The sequence below is a fragment of the Micromonospora sp. DSM 45708 genome (assembly GCF_039566955.1).
Lineage (GTDB): Bacteria > Actinomycetota > Actinomycetes > Mycobacteriales > Micromonosporaceae > Micromonospora.
In genome coordinates this window covers 4,273,317-4,293,030 of the sequence record NZ_CP154796.1, presented here as the reverse complement: position 1 = coordinate 4,293,030, position 19,714 = coordinate 4,273,317, and the positions used below count along the sequence as shown (strand labels likewise).

Sequence of the window (19,714 nt, the reverse complement as noted above, 5' to 3'; positions counted from 1 at the left end):
ATCGTGCCTGGGCGGTGCCCTGCCGCGCCAACCGGGTTCAGCGCTGCGGCGTCAGCGCCCCCGGTTCAGCGCCCCGGCTTCAGCGCCGCCGGTGGATCAGGTCGAAGACGTCCCGGCCGGCGGCCAGCGCCCGCCGCTCGAACTTGGTCACCGGCCGGTGCACCGGGCGGGGAGCATACCCACCGTGCACGTCGACCAGCTCCGGGTCGGCGGTCAGCGTCGCCCGCATCGACTCGGCGTACTCGGCCCAGTCGGTGGCGCAGTGCAGCGTGCCGCCGGGCGCCAGCCGGGACCGCAGCAGCGCCACGTGCGCCGGCGCGATGATCCGCCGCTTGTGGTGCCGGGTCTTCGGCCACGGGTCCGGGAAGTAGACGTGCACCGCGTCGAGGCACCCCTCGGGCATGGCCCGGACCAGGTCCAACGCGTCGCCCTCGGCCACCCGGACGTTGTCCAGCCGGTGCCGCTCCACCAGCTCCAGCAGGTTGGCGATTCCCGGCGTGTGCACCTCGACCGCCAGATAGTGTCGGCTCGGGTCGGCCGCCGCCATCGCGGCGGTGGCGTCGCCCATGCCGGAGCCGATCTCCAGCACCAGCGGCGCCCGCCGTCCGAACAGCGCCGCCGGATCGCACGGCCCGTCGAGGGCGGCGATCTCCAGGCCGTACGCGGGCCAGAGCCGGGTGAGCGCGTCGCGCTGCCGGTCACTCATCCGTCCGCGACGCGGATGGAAGGTGCGGATGCGGGCGGTGGAGACGTCGGTGGTGGTCACAGCGACCCGAGCCTACGCGACCGTCGCGGCCGAACGGATGTGAGGTGCGGCCGGGGGTGAGAGGATTCATCCCGTACGCCGGGAGGGGTCATGGGGTCAGTCAGGGGACGGGCGGCGCTGCTGGTAGCGGTCGCCGCGTGCGCCTTCCCGCTGCTCGGCGCGGTGCCCGCCCGGGCCGAACCGGTGCCCGAGCAGCCCGCCGGTGACGTGATCTTCGTGGAGGTCACCCCGAGCACTGTGGAGCCGGGCTTCCTGGTCGGCATCCGGGCCAGTTGCCGGGACAATTCGGTGCCCGCGATCGTGGCCTCCGACGCCTTCGGCAAGATCCAGGTGCAGCCGCAGCGCGGCCTGCTCACCGCCTCGCCCATGGTCAACGAGCGCACCCGGCCGGGCAACTACCGGGTCAAGCTGGAGTGCCCGGGCGGGGAGACCGCCTCCACCATGCTCCAGGTGGTCAAGCGGGCCCAGCCCACCCGGCCGCCGAGCCACCCGCCCAGCCACTTCCCCAGCCGCGGCCCGGCGACCGGCTTCGGCGGCACCGCCGGCCCCGGCCTCGGCGGCCTGCTGGTGCCGATCGGGCTGGCGCTGACCATGGTCGGCGCCGGTCTCGGCGTGGCCGCCTCCCGCCGGCACGCCGCCGGGCGCTGAGTCCCGCCATGGCCGACCACGCCGCCCCGCCGCCCGCCGGTTCCCGGCGCTCCGGTTGGCCGTTCCTCGCCCTGCCCCCGCCCGCCGCCCCGCCGCGTTCCGGCGCCGCCCCGCCGCGTTCCGGTGGCTTCCGTTCTGCCGGGCCGGCCACCGGTTCCCGGTCGGTCACCGCACCCCCCGGTGGCTCGGGGCCGTGGAGTCCGCCCCCGGCCGGGCCGTCGTCGGTCGAGGTGCCGCCCGCCGGGTCCCGTCCGGCCACGACGTCGTCGACGGGGTCGCGACCGTGGATGCCGCCACCCGCCGCCTCCCGGCCGTGGAACCCGCCCGTGGCCGGGCCGCCCCCCGTGCGCTCCCGACCGGCCGGTCCGCCTCCCGCCAGCGGGTCGCCGTCCGGTCCGCCGCCTGTTGGCGGGTCGTCGTCCGGTCCGCCGCCGGGCTCTCCGCAGAGGCGGGGCCGCGGCCGGAGCCCCTGGTCGAAGCCGTTGGCCGTGGTGCTGGTGCTGGTCGGCGTGTTCGCCGTCGGGGCCGGACTCGGCCGCACCGCCGGGCCGTTCGACTTTGCCGAGGCGTCTGCCGGGTCGAGCGCGGTGGCACCCCCGCCGGCCTCGGCCCCCGCGCCGGCGCGGAAGCCGGTCGGCCGGCCGGTCCGCCTGTCCGTGCCGGCCATCAAGATCGACGCTCCGGTCACGCCGGTCGGTCAGGCGCAGGACGGGTCGGTGGACGTGCCGCCGCTGACCGAGACCGACCAGACCGGCTGGTACAACCGGGGCGCGGTGCCGGGGGAGCCGGGACGGGCGATCATCGTCGGTCACGTCGACAGCAAGAGCGGGCCGGCCGTGTTCTACCGGCTCCGCCAGCTCAAGCCGGGCGCCCTGATCCGGGTGACCCGCGCGGACCGGAGCGTGGTGTCGTTCACCGTCGACAGCGTGGAGTACTTCGACAAGGCGAAACTGCCCGCCGCCCGGGTCTACGGCGACTCCGGCCCGGCCGAGCTTCGGCTGATCACTTGCGGCGGCACGTGGCTCGGCGGTCGCACCGGCTACGAGGACAACGTGATCGTCTTCGCCACCCGCACCCCCTGACCCGGGTTCCGCCCGCGAGATCTTGGTGCGAATCGGCCCTCCGGGGGCGGCACCTGCGCAAACGACGGGTCCTCAGGTTCTGGCTACCGCCCCGCTGTTCAAATCTTCGAGGCCCTCGCACCATCGACGTTCACCGGACTCGCCCGCCCGACCGGACCCTCCCTGTGCGTGATCAAGGGGTTTGTGTCGGAGTCGGATCTCCGGGGTGACGTGAACTCCTTGATCACGCGCCCACTCCTACCGGTCGGGCCGTTGGGCGCGAGCGGGTGGCCGAGCGGACGGGTGGAACGTCATGGGTGTCTACCGGGCCGTGACACACCCGCACCGTTCCACTCACGGGCAGGGTGGGGCACGAGTGGAACGGCACGGGTGTCCATGGTGTTCCACCCGCTGGCGGGGCGGGCGGGGCCGAGGTCAGGGGGTGTGGGGGACCTGGAGGGCCACCTCGAACTCCAGGAGGCTGGCGCCGGTGGCCACCGGCTTGCGGGGCTCGGCACCCTCGGGGGAGGCGTGCGCGGCGCGGGACGAGCCCTGCGCCCACGCCTGGTACGCCTCCTCCGTCTCCCAGCGGGTGTAGACGAAGTACCGGGTCTCGCCGGCGACCGGGCGGAGCAGCTCGAAGCCGAGGAAGCCGGGGGAGTTCTCCACCGCGCCGGCCCGGGCCGCGAACCGCTTCTCCAGTTCCTCGCCGGCACCGGGCGGGACGTCGATCGCGTTGATCTTCACGACTGCCATGCCGTCCAGCCTACGGTGACTCAGAACGCCTCGACGGTGGGCGTCAGGTCGGCGTCGACCACGATCGGGGCGTGGTCGGAGGGGCCCTTGCCTTTGCGGGCCTCCCGGTCCACGTACGCGGAGCGGACCGCGCGGGCGAACGGCGCGGTGGCGTACACCAGGTCGATCCGCATGCCCTTGTTCTGGTGGAACATGCCGGCCCGGTAGTCCCAGTAGGTGTAGGGGTGCGGCCCCTTCATCGGGGTGGGCACCACGTCCTCCAGACCCAGGTCGCGCAGCGCGGCCAGGGCGGCCCGTTCGGCCGGCGTGACGTGGGTGGAGGTGGCGAACAGCGCCGGGTCCCAGACGTCGGCGTCGGTCGGCGCGACGTTGAAGTCACCGCAGACGGCGAGCGGCAGGGCGGCGGCCACCTCCGGCTCCAGCGCGTCGCGCAGCGCCGCGAACCAGGCCAGCTTGTACGCGTAGTGCGGGTCGTCCGGGGCGCGGCCGTTCGGCACGTACACCGACCAGACCCGCACGCCGTCGCAGGTGGCGGCGATGGCGCGGGCCTCGGGCGCGGGGAACCCGGGTTCACCGGGGAAGCCGACCGCCACGTCGGCCAGCCCGACCCGGGACAGCACGGCCACGCCGTTCCACCGTCCGTCGCTGTGGCTGGCCACCTCGTAACCCAGCGCGCCGACCTCGGCGACCGGGAATGCCCCGTCCGGGCACTTCGTCTCCTGGAGGCAGACGACGTCGGGCTTCGTGCCGCCCAGCCAGTCGAGCAGCCGGGGCAGGCGGGCCTTCACCGAGTTGACGTTCCAGGTCGCCAGGCGCATGGCTCCAGCCTGCCGCATCCCGGCCCGTCCCGCCCGGTCAGCGTTCCGGGGTGTCGCCCGGGCGGGTCTGCTCGGCGAGGAAGCGTTCCAGCTCGGCGCCGAGCTCGTCGGCGCTGGGCAGCGGGCCGGTCTCGGTGGCGAGCAGGCTCTTCTCGCCACGGCCCCGGGCGAACGTGTCGTACTGCTCCTCCAACGCCTGCACGAGCGTGGCCGCCTCCTCGGTCTGGGCCACCTGGCGGTCGATCTCCACCCGGATCGACTCGGCCGCGGTCCGCAGCCCGTCGCGGGGCAGCAGCAGCCCGGTGCCCTTGGAGACGGCGGCGAGCAGCGCCTCCGCGGCGGCCGGGTACTCGGTCTGGGCGACGTAGTGCGGTACGTGCGCGGCGAAGCCCAGGGCGTCGCGTCCCTGCTCGCCGAGCCGGTACTCCAGCAGGTGCCCGACGCTGGCCGGCACCTGCACCTTCTGGAGCCAGGGTTCGTGACCGGCGATCAGCTCCGGCCGGGTGGCGTGCGCGGTGACGCCGCTGGGCCGGGTGTGCGGCACCGCCATCGGGATCGAGTTGAGCCCGACGGTGAGCCGGACGTCGAGGCGGGCCGACAGCCCGGCGACGGCGGCCACGAACCGTTCCCACTGGAGGTCCGGCTCGGGGCCGGTGAGCAGTAGGAACGGAGTCTCGTCGTCGTCGTGCAGCAGGTGCAGCTCAAGTTCCGGGGCGTCGTACTCGGCCCAGTGGTCCTCGACGAACGTCATCACCGGCCGGCGGGAGCGGTAGTCGAACATCTGGTCGACGTCGAAGCGGGCGATCGTCCGGGCGTCCAGGGAGGTGAGCAGTTGTTCCCGGGCCAGCCGGGTGGCGCTGCCGGCGTCGACGAAGCCGGTGAGCGCCTGGATCAGCACCGGCTGGCCGAGGTCGGGCAGCTCGTCCGTGAGTTCGTAGAGCTCGTGTGGGTCGAGCACCGGTGGGTCCTCCCTGTCGACGCGTACGGGGGGCGTCGCGCGAACGCGTCCCCGATTCGGCAAACGTACCGGGGGGAGTGGTCCATTCCGTTACGGACCCGTCGACCGCCCGGAGCGTGATCACAATTCGGCCACGGCTCGGTCCGGCGGCCCACGACGGGTCACCCGAACGGACGAGTTAGTCGATCAACGGCCGGGACGCCGCCGGCTGCGTGCTTCCTGCCCGGGCCGGCCGGCTCCGTGGCGGACCGGAGGTTGGCCCGTTCCGCGAGGTCGACACCGTGGTGGGTGGGCCCGCACGCGAATGTCCGGCTGCCTGCCACCGAAGTGTGGCGAGGGCCACCCTTTGGACCTGGGTGATCCCTATTTGCCCTGTCTAGCCTCGTCGGATGCGTGACAACGGCACCCCCGACGACCCGAACAGCCCCGGCCGCCCGGCTGACCGTTTGGACGATACCCCGTCAACCGAATGGACAACCACTGCCTCGACGGGTACCCGGGGTACCCGCCTGCGGGCGCTGCTGAACCCCCGCGCCCGGCTGGCGGTCGCCGCCGGCACGGCCTGCTGCCTCGGCCTGGTCGGCGTCAGCCAGCTCGGCCTCGGCGCCCCGGACCGCGCCGCCAAGCCCGCCCCCGCCGTGGAGCTGGCCGAGCGCGCGGCGCTGGACGCGGCCTCCCGCGGCCTGGCCCGTCCGAGCGCCGCCCCGACCACCCCGACCACCCCGAGCGCCAGCCCGTCCCCGTCGCTGTCCCCGTCCGCGACGCCGAAGCCGAAGGTCAAGGCCACGCCGAAGGCGAAGCCGAAGCCACGCCGGATCGTCCCGGTCGCCGGCCTGACCCGCACCCAGATGGACAACGCCACGAAGATCGTGCGGGCCGGCCGGGAGATGGGTGTGCCGCGCCGTGGGCTGGTCATCGCGGTGGCCACCGCGATGCAGGAGAGCACGCTGCTCAACTACGCCAGCGGTGTGCTGCCCGAGTCGCAGAGCTACCCGCACCAGGCCGTCGGCTGGGACCACGACTCGGTCGGGCTGTTCCAGCAGCGGCCGAGCAGCGGCTGGGGCACCGTCGCCCAGCTGATGGACCCGGAGTACGCGACCCAGGCGTTCCTCGCCGCGCTGGAGGAGATCCCCGGATGGCAGGACCTGCCGCTGTCGGTCGCCGCCCAGGCGGTGCAGATCTCGGCGTTCCCCGACGCGTACGCCCAGCACGAGTGGCTGGCCGGCGAGGTGGTGGCGGAAGTTCTCGGCTGACCGAACCGGACGGTTGCCGGACGGGCGGTTCGGGTACCAGGGAGGTTGCCGGTTCCAGGTACACATGAGGGGGACCGCAAACAGGAGGACGCCATGTCGCTGATGCAACGGATCACCACCTTCCTGCGGTCGCCGCGTGGTCAGCAGTTGGTCGACCGGGGTCGGCGCGAGATCGCCAAGCCGGAGAACCAGGCCCGGCTACGGCAGCTCGCCACCCGGCTGTCGTCGACCCGCCGCCGCTGACCGGCCCACCCCCGCCGTACGAGCCCCGGAGCGTCCCGTGACCGACCCCGCCCCCGTCGACGGGGAGCCCAACGCCGTCCCCGCCGCCCCGGTCCCGCCGGTGGAGGCGCCCGAAGCGCCGCCGGCCACGCTGTGGGACCGGATGCGGGAGGACCCGCAGTACGCGCCGGAGCACCTGGCGCTGGAGGCGGTGCGCCGGCTCGGCCCCGAGGCCGCGCAGTGGGCCGCCCGGGCGCGGGCGGAGCGGCCGGACGCACCCCCCGAGCAGGTGGCCGACCAGGCGGTGCGCAAGTTCGTCAACCACGCCCGGCTCTCCGGTGCGGTCTCCGGCGCCGCCGGGCTGCCCGGCGCGGTGATCGACGTGGGCGTGCTGGCCTGGACCCAGGCCCGGCTGGTGCTGCACGTGGCCGCCGCGTACGGCGTCGACCCGACGCACCCCGACCGGGCCACCGACCTGCTGGTGCTCCAGCGGGTGCACAAGGCCGCCGAGACCGCCCGGCTGGCGCTGGGCGTGGCCGCCGGCCGGGAACGCGCCGGCGCGTTGTTCGGCTCCGCCGGCAACCGGGCGCTGGGCCGGGTGATGCTCCAGCTCGGCGTGCGGCTGGCCCGGATGGCCGGGGTCCGCGCCGCCAAGCGGATGTTCGCCAAGGTCGTCCCCGGTGCCGCGATCATCCTCGGCACCTGGGCAAACTCGTCGGCCACCAAGGAACTCGCCGACCGGGCCCGCGCGCTCTACCGGGTGGCCGGCCCCCGGCAGCTCCCGGGCCCGCGCCAACCCTGACCGGGTCGGTCGGTCTCAGTCGCGGGCCCAGCCGGAGGCGTTCCAGGCCACCTCGGCCAGCCGGCCCTGGCCGGCCGCGTTCGGGTGGAACCAGTCCAGCGCGTTCACCTGGTCCAGGCTGAACCGGTGCCGGTGCACCGCGCCGCCGTCCCAGCGGCAGCGTGAGCCGTACGCGCGACAGGCGGCGCGCAGTTCGTCGTCGTACGCCTCGATCCGGGCCTTGACCTTGGCCCGGCGGGCCGTCGCGGCCGGCGCGGTCGACGTGGCGTCGGCCAGCAGCGCCGGGCAGACGCCGCGCGACCAGGCCCGGACGGCCCGTGACTCGGTGTGCCCGAGCTGCCAGAGGCGGTAGAGGTCCGGGATGCTGACCACCAGCACCCGCGCCTTGGGCCGGCCCTTGCGCAGCACCGCCAGCGCCGTGTCGACCTGGTCCCGGAACGTGGCGACCGGGGTCATCGCGTCGACCCCGGCCCGGCACACGTCGTTCGGCCCGATCAGCACGGTGACCAGGTCCGCCTTGTCGCGTACCGCGCTCCGGGCCTGGTCGGCGAGCCCGGCCGCGCGGGCCCCGGGCACCGCCCGGTTGTACGCCCGCAGCGCCGGCGCGTCCGCGCGCAGCCGCCGGTAGACGCTCTCCACCCGCAGGCTGTCCCCGCTCGACCAGGAGTTGCGTTCGCAGCTCACCAGCACCAGGCAGGAGCCGAAACCGGTGGTGACCGAGTCGCCGAGCGCGGCCAGCACCCGGGGGTCACCGGGCCGGGGGGTGTCGGACGGGCGGGGCGACGCCGAGCCGGAGCCGTCGCAGGCCAGCGCCACCAGCGCCGCGACGCAGGCGAGCGCGGCGATCCAGCGTCGAGGCATGCGGGTTCCCCCGTCCGGTGGCACGAAGCGGCGCGTCGACCCTATGCGCCTCGGCTGTCCGGACGGAAGGTCTGTCGACTTTCTTTCATCGACACCCGTCGTTCACATGGGTGTGCCGGGGTCAGTGCCGCCAGGGTGCCGGCTGGCCGTGCAGCCACCAGTGCAGCGCCCGGGTGATCCGCGGCAGCACCAGGTAGGTCATCAGCGGCGTCAGCACGAGCGTCATCAGCAGCGTCCGGCCCGCCAGCGGCACGTCGGCGACGAACCGGGCGGTCAGCAGCGTGGCGGTGAGGCTGAGCGGGAAGAACGCCAGCCAGATGGTGACCGCCTGCTTCCAGCGCGGCGGCGCGGCCGGCGCGACCGCCTCCGCCGCCCCGACGGTCTCCACCACGTGGTCCACCGGCGGGTCGAACCAGCCCTCGATGCCGGTGCGGCGCTCCACCCGGGTGTGCTCGACGATGCCCTGCGCGGAGCTGAGCCACCAGTGCCGCTGCGGCGAGTCCTCCCAGCCGCGCAGCGTGTCCGCGTCGGCGAAGCGGTACATCACGTGCCACTCGGCGGAATTCGGGGCGCTGCGGACGAAGCCGGCGCCCAGGAACCCCGGGAAGCTCTCCGCGAGCGCCGTCCCGGCCCGCATCCACGCCACCATCTCCCCGGTACGCGCCGGGTCGGCGCGCCGGGACACGGCGACGGTCACGGGTACCGCCTGCATCGTGGTCATGCCATCCTCTCCACCGCCGCGGGATCTCCGCCGGAACCGGCAGACCGATCCAACGCGTCCACCCCGCGATCGCATCCGGCGCGTACCCGCTCCGTGTCCGGGATCACCGGTCGCGGCGGCCCGACCGGTTAACCCCGGCCGAGCCGGGGTAGCCGGGAAGAATGACCCGATCACAGCCCCGCCGCGCCCGTGGCACGGTCGGACACGCGAACAGCGCGCTGAACCTGCGCCTCGTGCTGGCCCTGTTCGGTGTGGTCGTGATGACCGTCCTCGCGGTGTTCGCGTTCGCCGCCGACCTGGCCTGGCTGGGCGTGGTCTGCGCGATCCTCGCCGTGGTGGCCGTGGTCGACCTGGTCGTCATCCAGCGCCGTCGCGCCGCCCGCCGTCGGGAGGAGCCGGGCGTGCGGCACTCGCTGTTCGAGTGACAGGAGTACGCCATGCCCATCGCCACCACCGATCCCGCCACCGGACAGGTGCTCAAGACGTACGACGCGATGTCGGACGAGCAGGTCGACGCCGCCATCGAGCGGGCCCACCTCGCGTACCGGCGGTTGCGGGACACCACGGTCGCGCAGCGCGCCCGGTGGCTGCTCGCCGCCGCCGATCTGCTCGACGCCGAGCGGGACGGGACCGCCCGGCTGATGACCACCGAGATGGGCAAGACGTACGCCGCCGCGAAGGCGGAGGTCACCAAGTGCGCCACCGCCTGCCGCTTCTACGCCGAGCACGCGCCGGCGATGCTCGCCGACGAGCCGGCCGACGCCGCGGCGGTCAAGGCGAAGCGGGCGTACGTCCGCTACCAGCCGATCGGCGCGGTGCTGGCGGTGATGCCGTGGAACTTCCCGCTCTGGCAGGTGATGCGCTTCGCCGCCCCGGCCCTGATGGCCGGCAACACCGGCCTGCTCAAGCACGCCTCGAACGTGCCGCAGACCGCGCTCTACCTGGAGGACCTGTTCCGCCGGGCCGGTTTCGGCGAGGGCGCGTTCACCACGCTGCTGGTCGGCTCCGACGCGGTGGACCGGATCCTCAGCGACCCCCGGGTCCGCGCCGCCACGTTGACCGGCAGCGAGCCGGCCGGCCGCTCCATCGCCCAGATCGCCGGCCGGGAACTCAAGAAGACCGTGCTGGAACTGGGCGGCAGCGACCCGTTCGTGGTGATGCCCTCGGCCGACCTGGACAAGGCCGCCGAGGTGGCCACCACCGCCCGCTGCCAGAACAACGGCCAGTCCTGCATCGCCGCCAAGCGGTTCATCGTGCACACCGACGTCTTCGACGCGTTCGCCGAGAAGTTCGCCGCCCGGATGGCGGCGCTGCGGGTCGGCGACCCGATGGACTCCGGCACCGACGTCGGCCCGCTGGCCAGCGAACGCGGCCGGGACGAGGTCCACGACCAGGTGACCGACGCGGTCCAGCAGGGGGCCACCGTGCTCTGCGGCGGCGAGAAGCCGACCGGGGACGGCTGGTACTACCCGCCGACCGTGGTCACCGACCTGCGGCCGGAGATGCGGATGTGGAGCGAGGAGGTGTTCGGCCCGGTCGCCGGCCTCTACCGGGTCGGCTCGTACGAGGAGGCGATCGAGGTGGCCAACGGCACCAGCTTCGGCCTCGGCTCGAACGCCTGGACCACCGACCCGGCCGAGCAGGAGCGCTTCGCCACCGACCTGGACGCCGGCAACGTGTTCGTCAACGGCATGACCACGTCCTACCCGGAGTTGCCGTTCGGCGGCGTGAAGAACTCCGGGTACGGCCGCGAGCTGTCCGCGCTGGGCATGCGCGAGTTCTGCAACACCAAGACGGTGTGGATCGGCGAGGGCGAGGCCGGCGCGGGCGCCGGCGCCCACGCCGAGTGAGGCGAGGTTGGCCGGCCGCCGGCATGGGTAGGAGTGCTGCCCATGACGGCGTTCGGCTTCCACGCATCCCATGAGCAGATCCACCCGGCCCGGCTGCTGGAGGCGGTGATCCACGCCGAACGCGTCGGCTTCGACGCGGCCATGTGCTCCGACCACTTCTCCCCGTGGAGCGAGCGGCAGGGCCAGTCCGGGTTCGCCTGGTCCTGGCTCGGCGCCGCGCTCCAGGCCACCAACCTCTCCTTCGGCGTGGTCAACGCGCCCGGCCAGCGCTATCACCCGGCGATCATCGCGCAGGCCATCGGCACGCTCGGCGCCATGTACCCGGGGCGGTTCTGGGCGGCGCTGGGCACCGGCGAGGCCAGCAACGAGCACATCACCGGCGACGTCTGGCCCCGCAAGGACGTCCGCAGCGCGCGGCTGCGCGAATGCGTCGACGTGATCCGGGCGCTGCTGGCCGGCGAGGAGGTCAGCCACGACGGGCTGGTCACCGTGGACCGGGCGAAGCTGTGGACCCGCCCCGAGGAGCCGCCCGCGCTGGTCGGCGCCGCGGTCAGCGTGGCCACCGCCCGCTGGTGCGCCGAGTGGGCCGACGGGCTGATCACGGTCAACGCGCCGGTCGAGCACCTCCGGCAGATGATCGACGCCTACCGGGACGCCGGCGGGCGCGGGCCGCTGCACCTCCAGGTGCACGTGAGCTGGGCGCCCGAGCAGGCCGAGGCCGAGGCCATCGCGTACGAGCAGTGGCGCAGCAACGTGTTCGCGCCGCCGGTCTGCTGGGACCTGGAGACCGCCGCACACTTCGACGAGGTCAGCGCCGAGGTGCCGATGTCGAGGGTCACCGAAGCCGTCAACGTCTCGGCCGACCTGGGCCGGCACGTCGGCTGGCTGGAGGAGTACGTGGCGCTGGGCTTCGACCAGATCGCCCTGCACCACGTCGGGCAGGAGCAGCGGGCGTTCCTCGACGCGTTCGGGGCCGAGGTGCTGCCGAAGGTACGACCGGCCGCGTGATCACGGCGCGACCGGGGGACGCCTAGGCTCGTACCCCATGGAAGCTCTGTTCGAGGTCGTGGTGTTCCTGGCGATCGCCACGTTCGGCGCGGCGCTGGCCCGCCGGCTCGGGTTGCTGGCACCGATCCTGCTGGTGGTGCTCGGCCTCGCGTTGTCCTTCCTGCCGTTCTTCCCGCACGTACGGCTGGACCCGGACCTGGTGCTCGTCGGCATCCTGCCGCCGCTGCTCTACGTGGCGGCGGTGAACACGTCGGTGCCGGCGTTCCGGCTCAACCTGCGGCCGATCCTGCTGCTCGCGGTCGGGCTGGTGATCTTCACCGCGTTCGTGGTGGGCACCGTCGTGCACCTGTTCCTGCCCGACCTGCCGTACGCGATCTGCCTGGCGCTCGGCGCGGTGGTGGCGCCGCCCGACGCGGTCGCCGCCACCGCGGTGGCCCGTCGGGTCGGCCTGCCCCGGCGCATCGTCACCATCCTGGAGGGCGAGAGCCTGGTCAACGACGCCACCGCGCTGGTGCTGCTGCGGGTGGCCATCGTCGCGGCCACCGCCACCAGCGGCGGGGTCGGTGTCGGTGCGGTGGCCCGGGAGGTGCTGGTCGCCGCCGGCGGCGGAATCGTGGTCGGGCTGTTGGGCGTCGTGGTCTTCGGCCACCTGCACAAGCGCATCACCGACCCGGTGCTGGACAATGCGCTGTCGCTGATCGTGCCGTTCGCCGTGGTGTACGCCGCCGAGGAGATCCACGCGTCCGGCGTGGTCGCGGTGGTGGTGACCGGGCTCGGCATCGGGCACAAGCTGCCGATGCTCATGTCGGCCGCGTCCCGCCTCCAGGTGACCGCGTTCTGGCGACTGATCCAGTTCCTGCTGGAGGGGCTGGTGTTCCTCCTGGTCGGCCTGCAACTGCCCGAGGTGGTGCGCGACCTCGACGAGCCGATCGGCTCGCTGGTCGGGATCACCGCCGGGGTGCTGGCCGCCGTCTTCCTGGCCCGCTTCGTCTGGATGTTCCCCGCCACCTACCTGGCCCGGCTGGTGCCCCGGGTCCGCCAGCGTGACCCCGCGCCGCCGGTGCAGATCCCCATCGTCATCAGTTGGGCCGGCATGCGCGGCGTGGTGACGCTGGCCGCCGCGCTGGGCCTGCCGCTCACCCTCGCCGACGACCGGCCCTATCCGCGTGCGCTGCTGATCTGGCTGGCCTTCGCGGTGATCGTGGCCACCCTGGTCGGGCAGGGCGCCACGCTGCCGTGGGTGGCCCGTCGGCTGCGGCTGCCCCCGGACGACCCGGTGCAGGACGCGCTCTCCGCCGCCGGGGTGCAGCAGCGGGCCAGCCGCGCCGCCCGGGAACGGCTCGACGCGCTGGCCGGCGAAGCTCCCGAGGCCGTGGTGGAGCGGCTGCGCGGACTGACCACGTCCCGCGCCAACGTGGCCTGGGAACGGCTCGGCGGCACCGACCGGGAAACCCCCTCCCAGGCGTACGCGCGGCTGCGGCAGGAGATGATCGACGCCGAGCGGGAGGTGTTCCGCGCCGCCCGCGACTCGGGCCAGATCCCGGAAGAGGTGCTCACCCGCGCCTACCGGGATCTGGACCTGGAGGAGTCGCTGCTACGACAGGAGGTTTCCGAATGAGTTGCGAGCACCTGACCGGGGCGGGCGACGCCGAGCCGGCCACCACCACCGAGTGCCCCGACTGCGTGGCGATCGGCAACCGGGACTGGGTCCACCTGCGCGCCTGCCTGAGCTGCGGGCACGTGGGCTGCTGCGACTCGTCGCCGTACCAGCACGCCACGAAGCACTTCCAGTCCACCGGGCACCCGGTGATGCGCTCGATCGAGCCGGGGGAGTCGTGGCGCTGGTGCTTCGAGGACGAGGAGATCGGCTGACTCAGTCGAGCCGGCGGGCCAGCACCTGCCCCGGCCACGGCGCCCGGCCCGGCCGCTGCACGGTGAACGGGTCGGTGGCGGTGAAGCCGCAGCCCTCGTAGAAGCGCACCAGCGCCCGGTCCGCGCTCCGGAAGCAGTCCACCCGCAGCAGGCCCAGCCCGCGTTCGCGGGCCAGCTCCGCCGCGTACGCCAGCAGCCGCGCGCCGACCCCCCGGCCCGCGTGCGCCCGGTCGGTGACGAGCAGGTTGACGTACAGCTCCGGCTCGGTGGCCGGCGGCACGTGCTCGGTCGCGTCGCCGACCACCAGCGCGCCGACGACCGCGCCGTCGATCTCGGCGAGGTGCAGGCCGCCGCCGCGAGCGTAGGCGTCGGCCCGGGCGATGTGGCGCGTGTCGGTCGAGACCGGGTCGACGCCCCACTGCTCGGGCCGGCCGCGTTCGACCAGCCACGCGATGGCGCTGTCGAACAGCCGCAGCACGGTGGGCGCGTCCGCCGGGCCGCCCGGCCGGATGGTGATGCTCCGCTGGTCGGTCATCCCGCCATGCTGCTACACCGGCGCGGTCGGTGCGGGCCGGCTCGGCGCCTACCGAACGTTGCCGTCGCGAGCGATATGACAGCAGGTCATAAATATGACCCAGCGGTATATCGTGTCCGTCCGCATGCTCCCGCTGACGCGTCACGCACCGTGAACGCCCGGCGGTCCGCTCGGCACGGTCACCGGGCGGCCGACCGCTCCCGGGGGTGGGGCACCCGGACCGACGCCATGCCGGCCGCCGTCGCCGCCGCCACGCCGAGGTCGGTGTCCTCGAAGACGAGACAGGCGGCCGGTTCGACGCCGAGCCGTCGGGCGGCCAGCAGGTAACCCTCCGGGTCGGGCTTGGGCCGCGCGCAGTCCTCGGCGCAGACCATTGTGTCGAACCGGTCGAGCAGGCCCAGCGTGGTCAGCGACGCGGTCACCGACTCCCGGGTGCTGCCGGAGACGACCGCGAACGGCAGCCGCCCGTGCGCGTCCTCGATGTGCGCCAGCACCTCGGGCACGGCGCTCACCCCGGGCAGCAGCTCCTGGAACAGGTCCTCCCGGCGGCGGGCCACCGCCTCGACCGGCATCGCCAGGCCGTGCCGCCGGTTCAGGTCGACGACGATGTCGACGACCGGCCGGCCGCCCCAGGCGTAGAAGAGGTCCTCCGGGAACTCGCAGCCCCACTCGGCCAGCGCCGCGCACCAGGCCCGGTGGTGCACCGGCATCGAGTCGACGATCGTGCCGTCGCAGTCGAACAGGTACGCGCGGAAGTCGCCGGCCGGCAGCGGAAGGGTCACCGGTGCAGGGTACGCCGAAATGCGCTCGCCTCTTTCCTCCGCTCTGCCAGGGTCGGCGCCGTGCCGCAGACCAGAACCGCCGCGAACTGGCCGAGGCGGAGCTGACCCCGGGGGCTGGCCGGGTTCCTGGCGGCCGAGGCGGCGCTCGGCTTCGACGCGACCGACCGGGTCGCGATGCGCCGGCCGGTCGACTGAACCGCCCGCCGGCGAGGGGCCGTCGGGCCGAACGCCGGGCCGTGCGACCGGGGCCGGTAATCGATAGCCCGGACCCCCGCTGCCGTGCCACGATCGGCCGGTGACCCTCACCGCCCCCGCCCTGCTGCGCTGGCAGTTCGAGCTGACCTGGTCGTTGGGTGAGCACCACCTCGAAAGGCTGGACGCGGCGGACTTCCTGTGGGAGCCGGCCGCGCTCTGTTGGACGATGCGCCGCGACGCGGACGACGCGTGGCGTCCCGACTGGGCCGACGTCGAGCCGGACCCGGTCCCGGCGCCCACGATCGCGTGGCTCACGTGGCATCTCGGGTGGTGGTGGTCGGTCGCCGGGGACCACCTCGGCCAGCGGCCGGCACGGCAGCGTGACGACGTGGTGTGGCCCGGGCCGGGGGAGGAGACCATCTCCTGGCTGCGTGGCCTACGGACGGAGTGGACGGACGGGCTCGGCCGGCTGACCGCCGCCGACCTGGCGCGGCCCGCCGCGTTCCCGTGGTCGGCGGACGCCGGGCTCACGGTCGCGCACCTGGTCGGCTGGGTCAACGCCGAACTCATGAAGAACGTGGCCGAGATCGGTCAACTCCGGTTGCTGCGCGCGGCCTCCGGGCGACCCTGACGGCCGTGGCTCAGTGGGCGCCGCCGAGGTTGAGCACCACCACGCCGGCGATGACCAGGCCGGCCCCGACGACCTTGGTCACGCTCAGCGGCTCACCCAGGAACGCCGCGCCGACCGCCATGATGGCGGCGGTGCCCAGCCCGGACCAGATCGCGTACGCCACGCCGACCGGGACGTCCCGGACCACGAGGGCGAGCAGCCCGAACGCGGTCAGGTAGCACACCACCAGGCCGACCGTGGGCCAGAGCCGGGTGAACCCGTCGCTCGCCTTGAGCAGGCTGGTGCCGACCACCTCGGCGGCGATCGCGAGGGCCAGGAGCAGGTACGCCATGCCGGGACCGTACCCGCCGGCGTCACCGACCGTGCGGTGACGACGCCGGGCGGGCGCCGCCACCGCACGGTCGCGGGGACGGGAACGGGTCAGGAGAGCGTGCAGGCCTTCCCGTTCAGGGTGATCAGGGTGGGATCGGGGTTGGGGGCACCCGAGGAGGTGCCGTTCAGGCCGAACGTGGTGGACGCGCCCGGTGCCAGTTTGGCGTTCCACGCCAGGTTCTTCGCCGTCACCGTGGCGCCGGTCTGGGTGACCTGCGCCGACCAGGACTGGCTCACCTTCTGGTCGCCGGTGAAGGCCCACCGCAGGCTCCACCCGTTCACCGCCGACGTGCCGGTGTTGCGCACCGTCACCTGGGTGGTGAAGCCGGACGGCCAACTCCCGTGGGTGGTGTACGTGACCGCGCAGGTGGGCGCCGGCACCGCCGCCGCGTCACCCTGGTCGGCCAGGAACGAGGCGAGCCAGGCCAGCGCCGAGTTCCAGTTGATCGCCACCTCGTTGGTCGAGTACGAGTTGATGTCGTCGACGTAGCAGAGCGTCGGCGCGCAGCCGGCGAGCAGGTTCGCGGCGTACGGGTCCTGGAGCGCGGCGTTCGGGCCGCCGGCGAGCGAGCCGGCCGGCGGGTTCGGCAGGTCCGGGTTCAACTGGTGGGCGAAGATCCGGCTGTGCTGGTTGTGGGCGTTCTGCTCGCCCCAACCGGTCACGTAGGACATGTTCAGCGCGTTGCGGCCGAACAGGTAGTCGGCGCTCTGCACCGCGCCGTCCCGGTACTTCGCGTCCCGGCTCAGGTCGAACGCGGTCGCCAGCACGATGGCGTTGTTCACCATGTTGCTGTTGCTGCCCCAGACGTACGCGTCGGCGGTGCCGGGCAGTGGCAGCCCGTACGCCTGGTCGCGGAGCGCCGCCAGGTAGCGGTCGGCGGCGGTGGTCACCGAGGCGCGGATCCGGGTCTTCTCGGCTGCCGGGAGCGTGTTCGGCACGGTGGCCAGGTCGAGCCGGCCCAGCGCGGCCACGCTCTGCCAGCCGAACGCGCCGTTCGGGGTGAACACGTCGGCGGTGTGCAGCGGCGAGCCGGTGACGTCGGCCAGGTACGCCTTGTCGCCGGTGGTCAGCCACAGCTCGACCGCCGCCCAGTAGAACTCGTCGCTGACGTTGTTGTCCTCGTACGCGCCGCCGCCGGTGCCGTCGCTGGCCGAGGCGTAGATCGCCGGGTGCGCCTTGGCCGCCGCGTACGCGGTCTTCGCGGCCGTGCCGCAGCGGGCCGCGAACGCGGCGTCGTACGGGGCGAACAGCCGGGCGCACTGGGCGGCGACGGCGGCCAGGTTGAGCGTGGCCGCGGTGGACGGCGGGTGCAGCTCGCGCGGCTGCGGGTCGTCCTGCGGGGCGAGCGGAAGGCCGGTCCAGTTCTGGTCGTGGATCTTGTGGTGGACCATTCCGGCCAGCGGCTTGCCGGCCGGCACCTGCATGCGCAGCAGGAAGTCCAGCTCCCAACGGGCCTCGTCGAGCACGTCCGGCACGTCGTTGCCGCGCTCGGGCACCCGGAGCGTGGCGTCGCCGAGCGCCGCGCCGCCGTCGGCGGTCTCCGCGGTCTTGGTGCGCTCGAACGCGTTGAGCAGCTGGTAGGTGGCGATGCCGCCGTTGACCACGTACTTGCCGTGGTCGCCGGCGTCGTACCAGCCGCCGCGCACGTCCAGCTTGTAGTCGCAGACGCCGGGCTGGCAGGGCACGTCGGTGTCGCCCTTGTTGGGGGCGACGTCGAGGTGGCCGGCGGGACGGGCGTACTCGTCACCGATCAGGTCGCCGTCGATCGCGATGCCGCTGCGCTGGGCGTAGAAGAACTGGAGCGAGTCGGCGCGCAGCCGGTCGTAGAGCGTGCCGGAGATGTCGAACGGGTGGCTGGTCTCCCCGTCGACGGTCAGCCGGTAGCCGGTGCCGGGCGTGCGGTACGCGGAGAAGTCGACGGTCTGCACGCGCTGCGCCGACGCCTCGTCCACGCCGCGCGGCGTGGTCTCGCCGCTGGCCACCACGGACCCGGCGGCCGACGTCAACTGCCAGGGCAGCGCCTCGGTGGCGTCGGTGACCACGGTGGCGTGCTTCGGGCCGCCGGGCAGGTAGCCGACCTGGTTGACCCGGACCCGGGGGCCGGTGTCCGGCTCGTACGGCGGGGCCGCCTCGCCGCCGCGCAGCGACACGTTGTCGAGGCAGAACGTCTGCGCCTGGGCGCTGCCGCCGACCTGGAAGATGAGCTGGGCGCCGGCGTTGTCGGCCGGCGCGGTGAACGTGGTGGTGACGTGCTTCGCGGTGCCGGTGGCGGTGGCGTCGACGCTGGCGTACGTGGTGTAGGGCGCGCTGCCGAGCTGGAGCACCGCCTTGAGCGCCGCGCCGGGGGTGGCGGAGACGTCGAAGGAGAGTTCGTACTCGGCGCCGGAGATCAGCGGCACCGCGTCCTGGCCGATGCCGGCGTCCCACGGGTTGGCCGTGCCGGCGGCGACCGTGGTGCAGAGGCGGCCGTCGGTGACCCCCAGCTCGCCGGTGCCGTAGGAGAACCAGGGGGAGACACCGGCGCTGAAGTCGCCGTTGCGGAGCTGTTCGGGGGCGTCCGGGGGTACTTCGGCAAGGGCCGGGCCGGCGGTGGCGCCGGTGAGGGCCAACGCGGCGGCCGCGGTGAGCGCGACCAGCCGACGACGGGATCGGGTCACGGAGGTTCCTTCCGTGCTCGGGGGTGGTGGGGGAGAACACGGGAGCTGGGAGCGCTCCCAATATCAGGCCGATGTTTCCATCGCGTTCCGTCGCTGTCAATCGATCCGGTCCGATGGCGGGCGCACGCCCACACGCAGTGAGATTCGCCGCGCCACGTACGATGATGGTGATCTCCTAGAGACAACCGAGCCCTCGACCTGGCAGGCTGCGTCCCATGACCCTGAAGCTTCGTTCCGTCGGAGCGAGCGACCGTGGGCTGATCCGCAGCGGCAACCAGGACGCCCAGCACGCGGGTCCCTGGCTGGTCGCGGTCGCCGACGGCATGGGCGGCATGGCGGCCGGCGACCTGGCCAGCCGCATCGCGATCGACGCGATCGCCCCGCTGGACGTGGAAACCCCGGAGGACGCGCTGGTCGCCGCGCTCCAGGGCGCCATCGAGCGGGCCACCGCGGGCATCCGCGCGGCGGTCGAGGAGGACCCGGAACGCCAGGGCATGGGCACCACGCTGACCGCGCTGCTGTTCGCCCGCACCGGGAGCTGCCTGGCGTTGGCGCACGTCGGCGACTCCCGGGCCTACCTGTTCCGCGCCGGCGTGCTCAAGCAGGTCACCCGCGACGACACGTTCGTGCAGATGCTCGTCGACCAGGGGCTGATCACCCCCGACCAGGCGAGCAGCCACCCCCGCCGCGCCGTGGTGACCCAGGCGTTGCAGGGCGACCAGGTCTCCCCGGCGTACGCGACCATGGTGCCCCGGGCCGGTGACCGCTGGCTGCTGTGCAGCGACGGCCTCTCCAACGTGGTCCGCGCCGACACGCTCACCGAGGTGCTGGGCGAGGGCCTGGACCGGGACGCCTGCGCGGCCCGTCTCATCGACCTCGCACTGCGCGCCGGCGGCCCGGACAACATCACCGTGGTGATCGCCGACGTTGTCGAGGAGTGAGCCC

At 73.8% G+C, this 19,714-nt stretch carries 22 protein-coding genes; 12 read left to right on the top strand and 10 right to left on the bottom strand.

Translation table 11 applies throughout. The features are described 5' to 3' along the window. Positions 1–79: 79 nt before the first annotated feature. On the bottom strand, positions 80–706 hold the full coding sequence (gene trmB, locus VKK44_RS18240; protein WP_343447809.1) for a tRNA (guanosine(46)-N7)-methyltransferase TrmB: 627 nt from the start codon (positions 704–706) through the stop codon (positions 80–82). A gap of 150 nt (positions 707–856) precedes the next feature. Here trmB and VKK44_RS18235 point away from each other — a divergent pair, with 150 nt between their 5' ends. Together VKK44_RS18235 and VKK44_RS18230 are read left to right on the top strand one after the other, a co-directional pair. Further along, positions 857–1,414, top strand: a complete 558-nt coding sequence (locus VKK44_RS18235) for a hypothetical protein (protein WP_343442306.1) — start codon at positions 857–859, stop codon at positions 1,412–1,414. A 482-nt stretch (positions 1,415–1,896) separates the two neighbouring features. Further along, entirely contained in the window at positions 1,897–2,496 is a 600-nt protein-coding gene (locus tag VKK44_RS18230) for a class F sortase (RefSeq protein WP_343442305.1), read from the top strand. A gap of 414 nt (positions 2,497–2,910) precedes the next feature. Here the strand turns inward: VKK44_RS18230 and VKK44_RS18225 are convergent, their stop codons facing one another. The 3 genes from VKK44_RS18225 to VKK44_RS18215 are packed head-to-tail and all read right to left on the bottom strand — an operon-like array spanning position 2,911 to position 5,007. Next, complete coding sequence (locus tag VKK44_RS18225; protein WP_343442304.1) at positions 2,911–3,231, bottom strand: antibiotic biosynthesis monooxygenase family protein; 321 nt, start codon at positions 3,229–3,231, stop codon at positions 2,911–2,913. Between the two features lie 20 nt (positions 3,232–3,251). Beyond that, a complete protein-coding gene (locus VKK44_RS18220; RefSeq protein ID WP_343442303.1) occupies positions 3,252–4,049 on the bottom strand; it encodes an exodeoxyribonuclease III in 798 nt (265 codons plus the stop codon). 37 nt (positions 4,050–4,086) lie between these two features. Further along, positions 4,087–5,007 carry a proteasome assembly chaperone family protein gene (locus VKK44_RS18215; RefSeq protein WP_343442302.1) on the bottom strand — a complete coding sequence of 307 codons (921 nt, stop codon included), beginning with the start codon at positions 5,005–5,007 and terminating at the stop codon, positions 4,087–4,089. A 389-nt stretch (positions 5,008–5,396) separates the two neighbouring features. On the opposite strand from VKK44_RS18215, the gene VKK44_RS18210 reads away from it, so the two are divergent. The 3 genes from VKK44_RS18210 to VKK44_RS18200 all read left to right on the top strand — a co-directional run bounded on the left by VKK44_RS18210 (position 5,397) and on the right by VKK44_RS18200 (position 7,284). Next, complete coding sequence (locus tag VKK44_RS18210; protein WP_343442301.1) at positions 5,397–6,260, top strand: peptidase M23; 864 nt, start codon at positions 5,397–5,399, stop codon at positions 6,258–6,260. Between the two features lie 93 nt (positions 6,261–6,353). Further along, positions 6,354–6,503, top strand: a complete 150-nt coding sequence (locus VKK44_RS18205) for a hypothetical protein (protein WP_281939450.1) — start codon at positions 6,354–6,356, stop codon at positions 6,501–6,503. Between the two features lie 37 nt (positions 6,504–6,540). Next, positions 6,541–7,284, top strand: coding sequence for an EcsC family protein (locus VKK44_RS18200; protein WP_343442300.1), 744 nt, complete (start codon positions 6,541–6,543; stop codon positions 7,282–7,284). A gap of 15 nt (positions 7,285–7,299) precedes the next feature. On the opposite strand, the gene VKK44_RS18195 is transcribed toward VKK44_RS18200, so the two are convergent. Beyond that, positions 7,300–8,145 (bottom strand): GDSL-type esterase/lipase family protein, encoded by an 846-nt coding sequence (locus VKK44_RS18195; protein ID WP_343442299.1) that lies wholly within the window; start codon positions 8,143–8,145, stop codon positions 7,300–7,302. Positions 8,146–8,266: 121 nt separating this feature from the next. Next, positions 8,267–8,866 (bottom strand): antibiotic biosynthesis monooxygenase, encoded by a 600-nt coding sequence (locus VKK44_RS18190; protein ID WP_343442298.1) that lies wholly within the window; start codon positions 8,864–8,866, stop codon positions 8,267–8,269. Between the two features lie 161 nt (positions 8,867–9,027). Here VKK44_RS18190 and VKK44_RS18185 point away from each other — a divergent pair, with 161 nt between their 5' ends. Genes VKK44_RS18185 through VKK44_RS18165 form a run of 5 tightly spaced genes read left to right on the top strand, consistent with a single transcriptional unit; the run spans position 9,028 to position 13,596 of the window. Continuing rightward, entirely contained in the window at positions 9,028–9,291 is a 264-nt protein-coding gene (locus VKK44_RS18185; protein ID WP_107160622.1) for a DUF6343 family protein, read from the top strand. 12 nt (positions 9,292–9,303) lie between these two features. Next, a complete protein-coding gene (locus VKK44_RS18180; protein WP_343442297.1) occupies positions 9,304–10,716 on the top strand; it encodes an NADP-dependent succinic semialdehyde dehydrogenase in 1,413 nt (470 codons plus the stop codon). A gap of 42 nt (positions 10,717–10,758) precedes the next feature. After that, a complete protein-coding gene (locus VKK44_RS18175) occupies positions 10,759–11,724 on the top strand; it encodes a TIGR03885 family FMN-dependent LLM class oxidoreductase (RefSeq protein WP_343442296.1) in 966 nt (321 codons plus the stop codon). Between the two features lie 37 nt (positions 11,725–11,761). Beyond that, on the top strand, positions 11,762–13,342 hold the full coding sequence (locus VKK44_RS18170; protein ID WP_343442295.1) for a Na+/H+ antiporter: 1,581 nt from the start codon (positions 11,762–11,764) through the stop codon (positions 13,340–13,342). Next, a complete protein-coding gene (locus VKK44_RS18165; RefSeq protein ID WP_343442294.1) occupies positions 13,339–13,596 on the top strand; it encodes a UBP-type zinc finger domain-containing protein in 258 nt (85 codons plus the stop codon). The genes VKK44_RS18170 and VKK44_RS18165 overlap by 4 nt, the downstream gene beginning before the upstream one ends. A 1-nt stretch (position 13,597) precedes the next feature. Here the strand turns inward: VKK44_RS18165 and VKK44_RS18160 are convergent, their stop codons facing one another. Both VKK44_RS18160 and VKK44_RS18155 read right to left on the bottom strand, forming a co-directional pair. After that, entirely contained in the window at positions 13,598–14,131 is a 534-nt protein-coding gene (locus VKK44_RS18160; RefSeq protein WP_343442293.1) for a GNAT family N-acetyltransferase, read from the bottom strand. 179 nt (positions 14,132–14,310) lie between these two features. Continuing rightward, the gene (locus tag VKK44_RS18155; protein ID WP_343442292.1) at positions 14,311–14,913 is read right to left on the bottom strand and encodes an HAD family hydrolase; all 603 of its coding nucleotides are present in this window, start codon (positions 14,911–14,913) and stop codon (positions 14,311–14,313) included. A gap of 295 nt (positions 14,914–15,208) precedes the next feature. Between VKK44_RS18155 and VKK44_RS18150 the strand changes: the two genes are divergently transcribed. After that, positions 15,209–15,739, top strand: coding sequence for a DinB family protein (locus tag VKK44_RS18150; protein ID WP_343442291.1), 531 nt, complete (start codon positions 15,209–15,211; stop codon positions 15,737–15,739). A gap of 10 nt (positions 15,740–15,749) precedes the next feature. On the opposite strand, the gene VKK44_RS18145 is transcribed toward VKK44_RS18150, so the two are convergent. Together VKK44_RS18145 and VKK44_RS18140 are read right to left on the bottom strand one after the other, a co-directional pair. After that, on the bottom strand, positions 15,750–16,070 hold the full coding sequence (locus VKK44_RS18145; RefSeq protein WP_343442290.1) for a DMT family transporter: 321 nt from the start codon (positions 16,068–16,070) through the stop codon (positions 15,750–15,752). 89 nt (positions 16,071–16,159) lie between these two features. Beyond that, entirely contained in the window at positions 16,160–18,769 is a 2,610-nt protein-coding gene (locus VKK44_RS18140; protein ID WP_343442289.1) for a glycoside hydrolase family 9 protein, read from the bottom strand. Between the two features lie 215 nt (positions 18,770–18,984). On the opposite strand from VKK44_RS18140, the gene VKK44_RS18135 reads away from it, so the two are divergent. Next, on the top strand, positions 18,985–19,710 hold the full coding sequence (locus VKK44_RS18135; protein ID WP_343442288.1) for a PP2C family protein-serine/threonine phosphatase: 726 nt from the start codon (positions 18,985–18,987) through the stop codon (positions 19,708–19,710). Positions 19,711–19,714 lie beyond the last annotated feature (4 nt).

Bases quoted from the DNA above. Each gene is read 5' to 3' on its own strand.
- VKK44_RS18195 (WP_343442299.1), bottom strand. From the start codon at position 8,145: ATGCCTCGACGCTGGATCGCCGCGCTCGCCTGCGTCGCGGCGCTGGTG.
- VKK44_RS18235 (WP_343442306.1), top strand. From the start codon at position 857: ATGGGGTCAGTCAGGGGACGGGCGGCGCTGCTGGTAGCGGTCGCCGCG.
- trmB (WP_343447809.1), bottom strand. From the start codon at position 706: ATGAGTGACCGGCAGCGCGACGCGCTCACCCGGCTCTGGCCCGCGTAC.
- VKK44_RS18210 (WP_343442301.1), top strand. From the start codon at position 5,397: ATGCGTGACAACGGCACCCCCGACGACCCGAACAGCCCCGGCCGCCCG.
- VKK44_RS18190 (WP_343442298.1), bottom strand. From the start codon at position 8,866: ATGACCACGATGCAGGCGGTACCCGTGACCGTCGCCGTGTCCCGGCGC.
- VKK44_RS18145 (WP_343442290.1), bottom strand. From the start codon at position 16,070: ATGGCGTACCTGCTCCTGGCCCTCGCGATCGCCGCCGAGGTGGTCGGC.
- VKK44_RS18205 (WP_281939450.1), top strand. From the start codon at position 6,354: ATGTCGCTGATGCAACGGATCACCACCTTCCTGCGGTCGCCGCGTGGT.
- VKK44_RS18180 (WP_343442297.1), top strand. From the start codon at position 9,304: ATGCCCATCGCCACCACCGATCCCGCCACCGGACAGGTGCTCAAGACG.
- VKK44_RS18135 (WP_343442288.1), top strand. From the start codon at position 18,985: ATGACCCTGAAGCTTCGTTCCGTCGGAGCGAGCGACCGTGGGCTGATC.
- VKK44_RS18165 (WP_343442294.1), top strand. From the start codon at position 13,339: ATGAGTTGCGAGCACCTGACCGGGGCGGGCGACGCCGAGCCGGCCACC.
- VKK44_RS18185 (WP_107160622.1), top strand. From the start codon at position 9,028: ATGACCCGATCACAGCCCCGCCGCGCCCGTGGCACGGTCGGACACGCG.
- VKK44_RS18220 (WP_343442303.1), bottom strand. From the start codon at position 4,049: ATGCGCCTGGCGACCTGGAACGTCAACTCGGTGAAGGCCCGCCTGCCC.
- VKK44_RS18170 (WP_343442295.1), top strand. From the start codon at position 11,762: ATGGAAGCTCTGTTCGAGGTCGTGGTGTTCCTGGCGATCGCCACGTTC.
- VKK44_RS18175 (WP_343442296.1), top strand. From the start codon at position 10,759: ATGACGGCGTTCGGCTTCCACGCATCCCATGAGCAGATCCACCCGGCC.
- VKK44_RS18225 (WP_343442304.1), bottom strand. From the start codon at position 3,231: ATGGCAGTCGTGAAGATCAACGCGATCGACGTCCCGCCCGGTGCCGGC.
- VKK44_RS18160 (WP_343442293.1), bottom strand. From the start codon at position 14,131: ATGACCGACCAGCGGAGCATCACCATCCGGCCGGGCGGCCCGGCGGAC.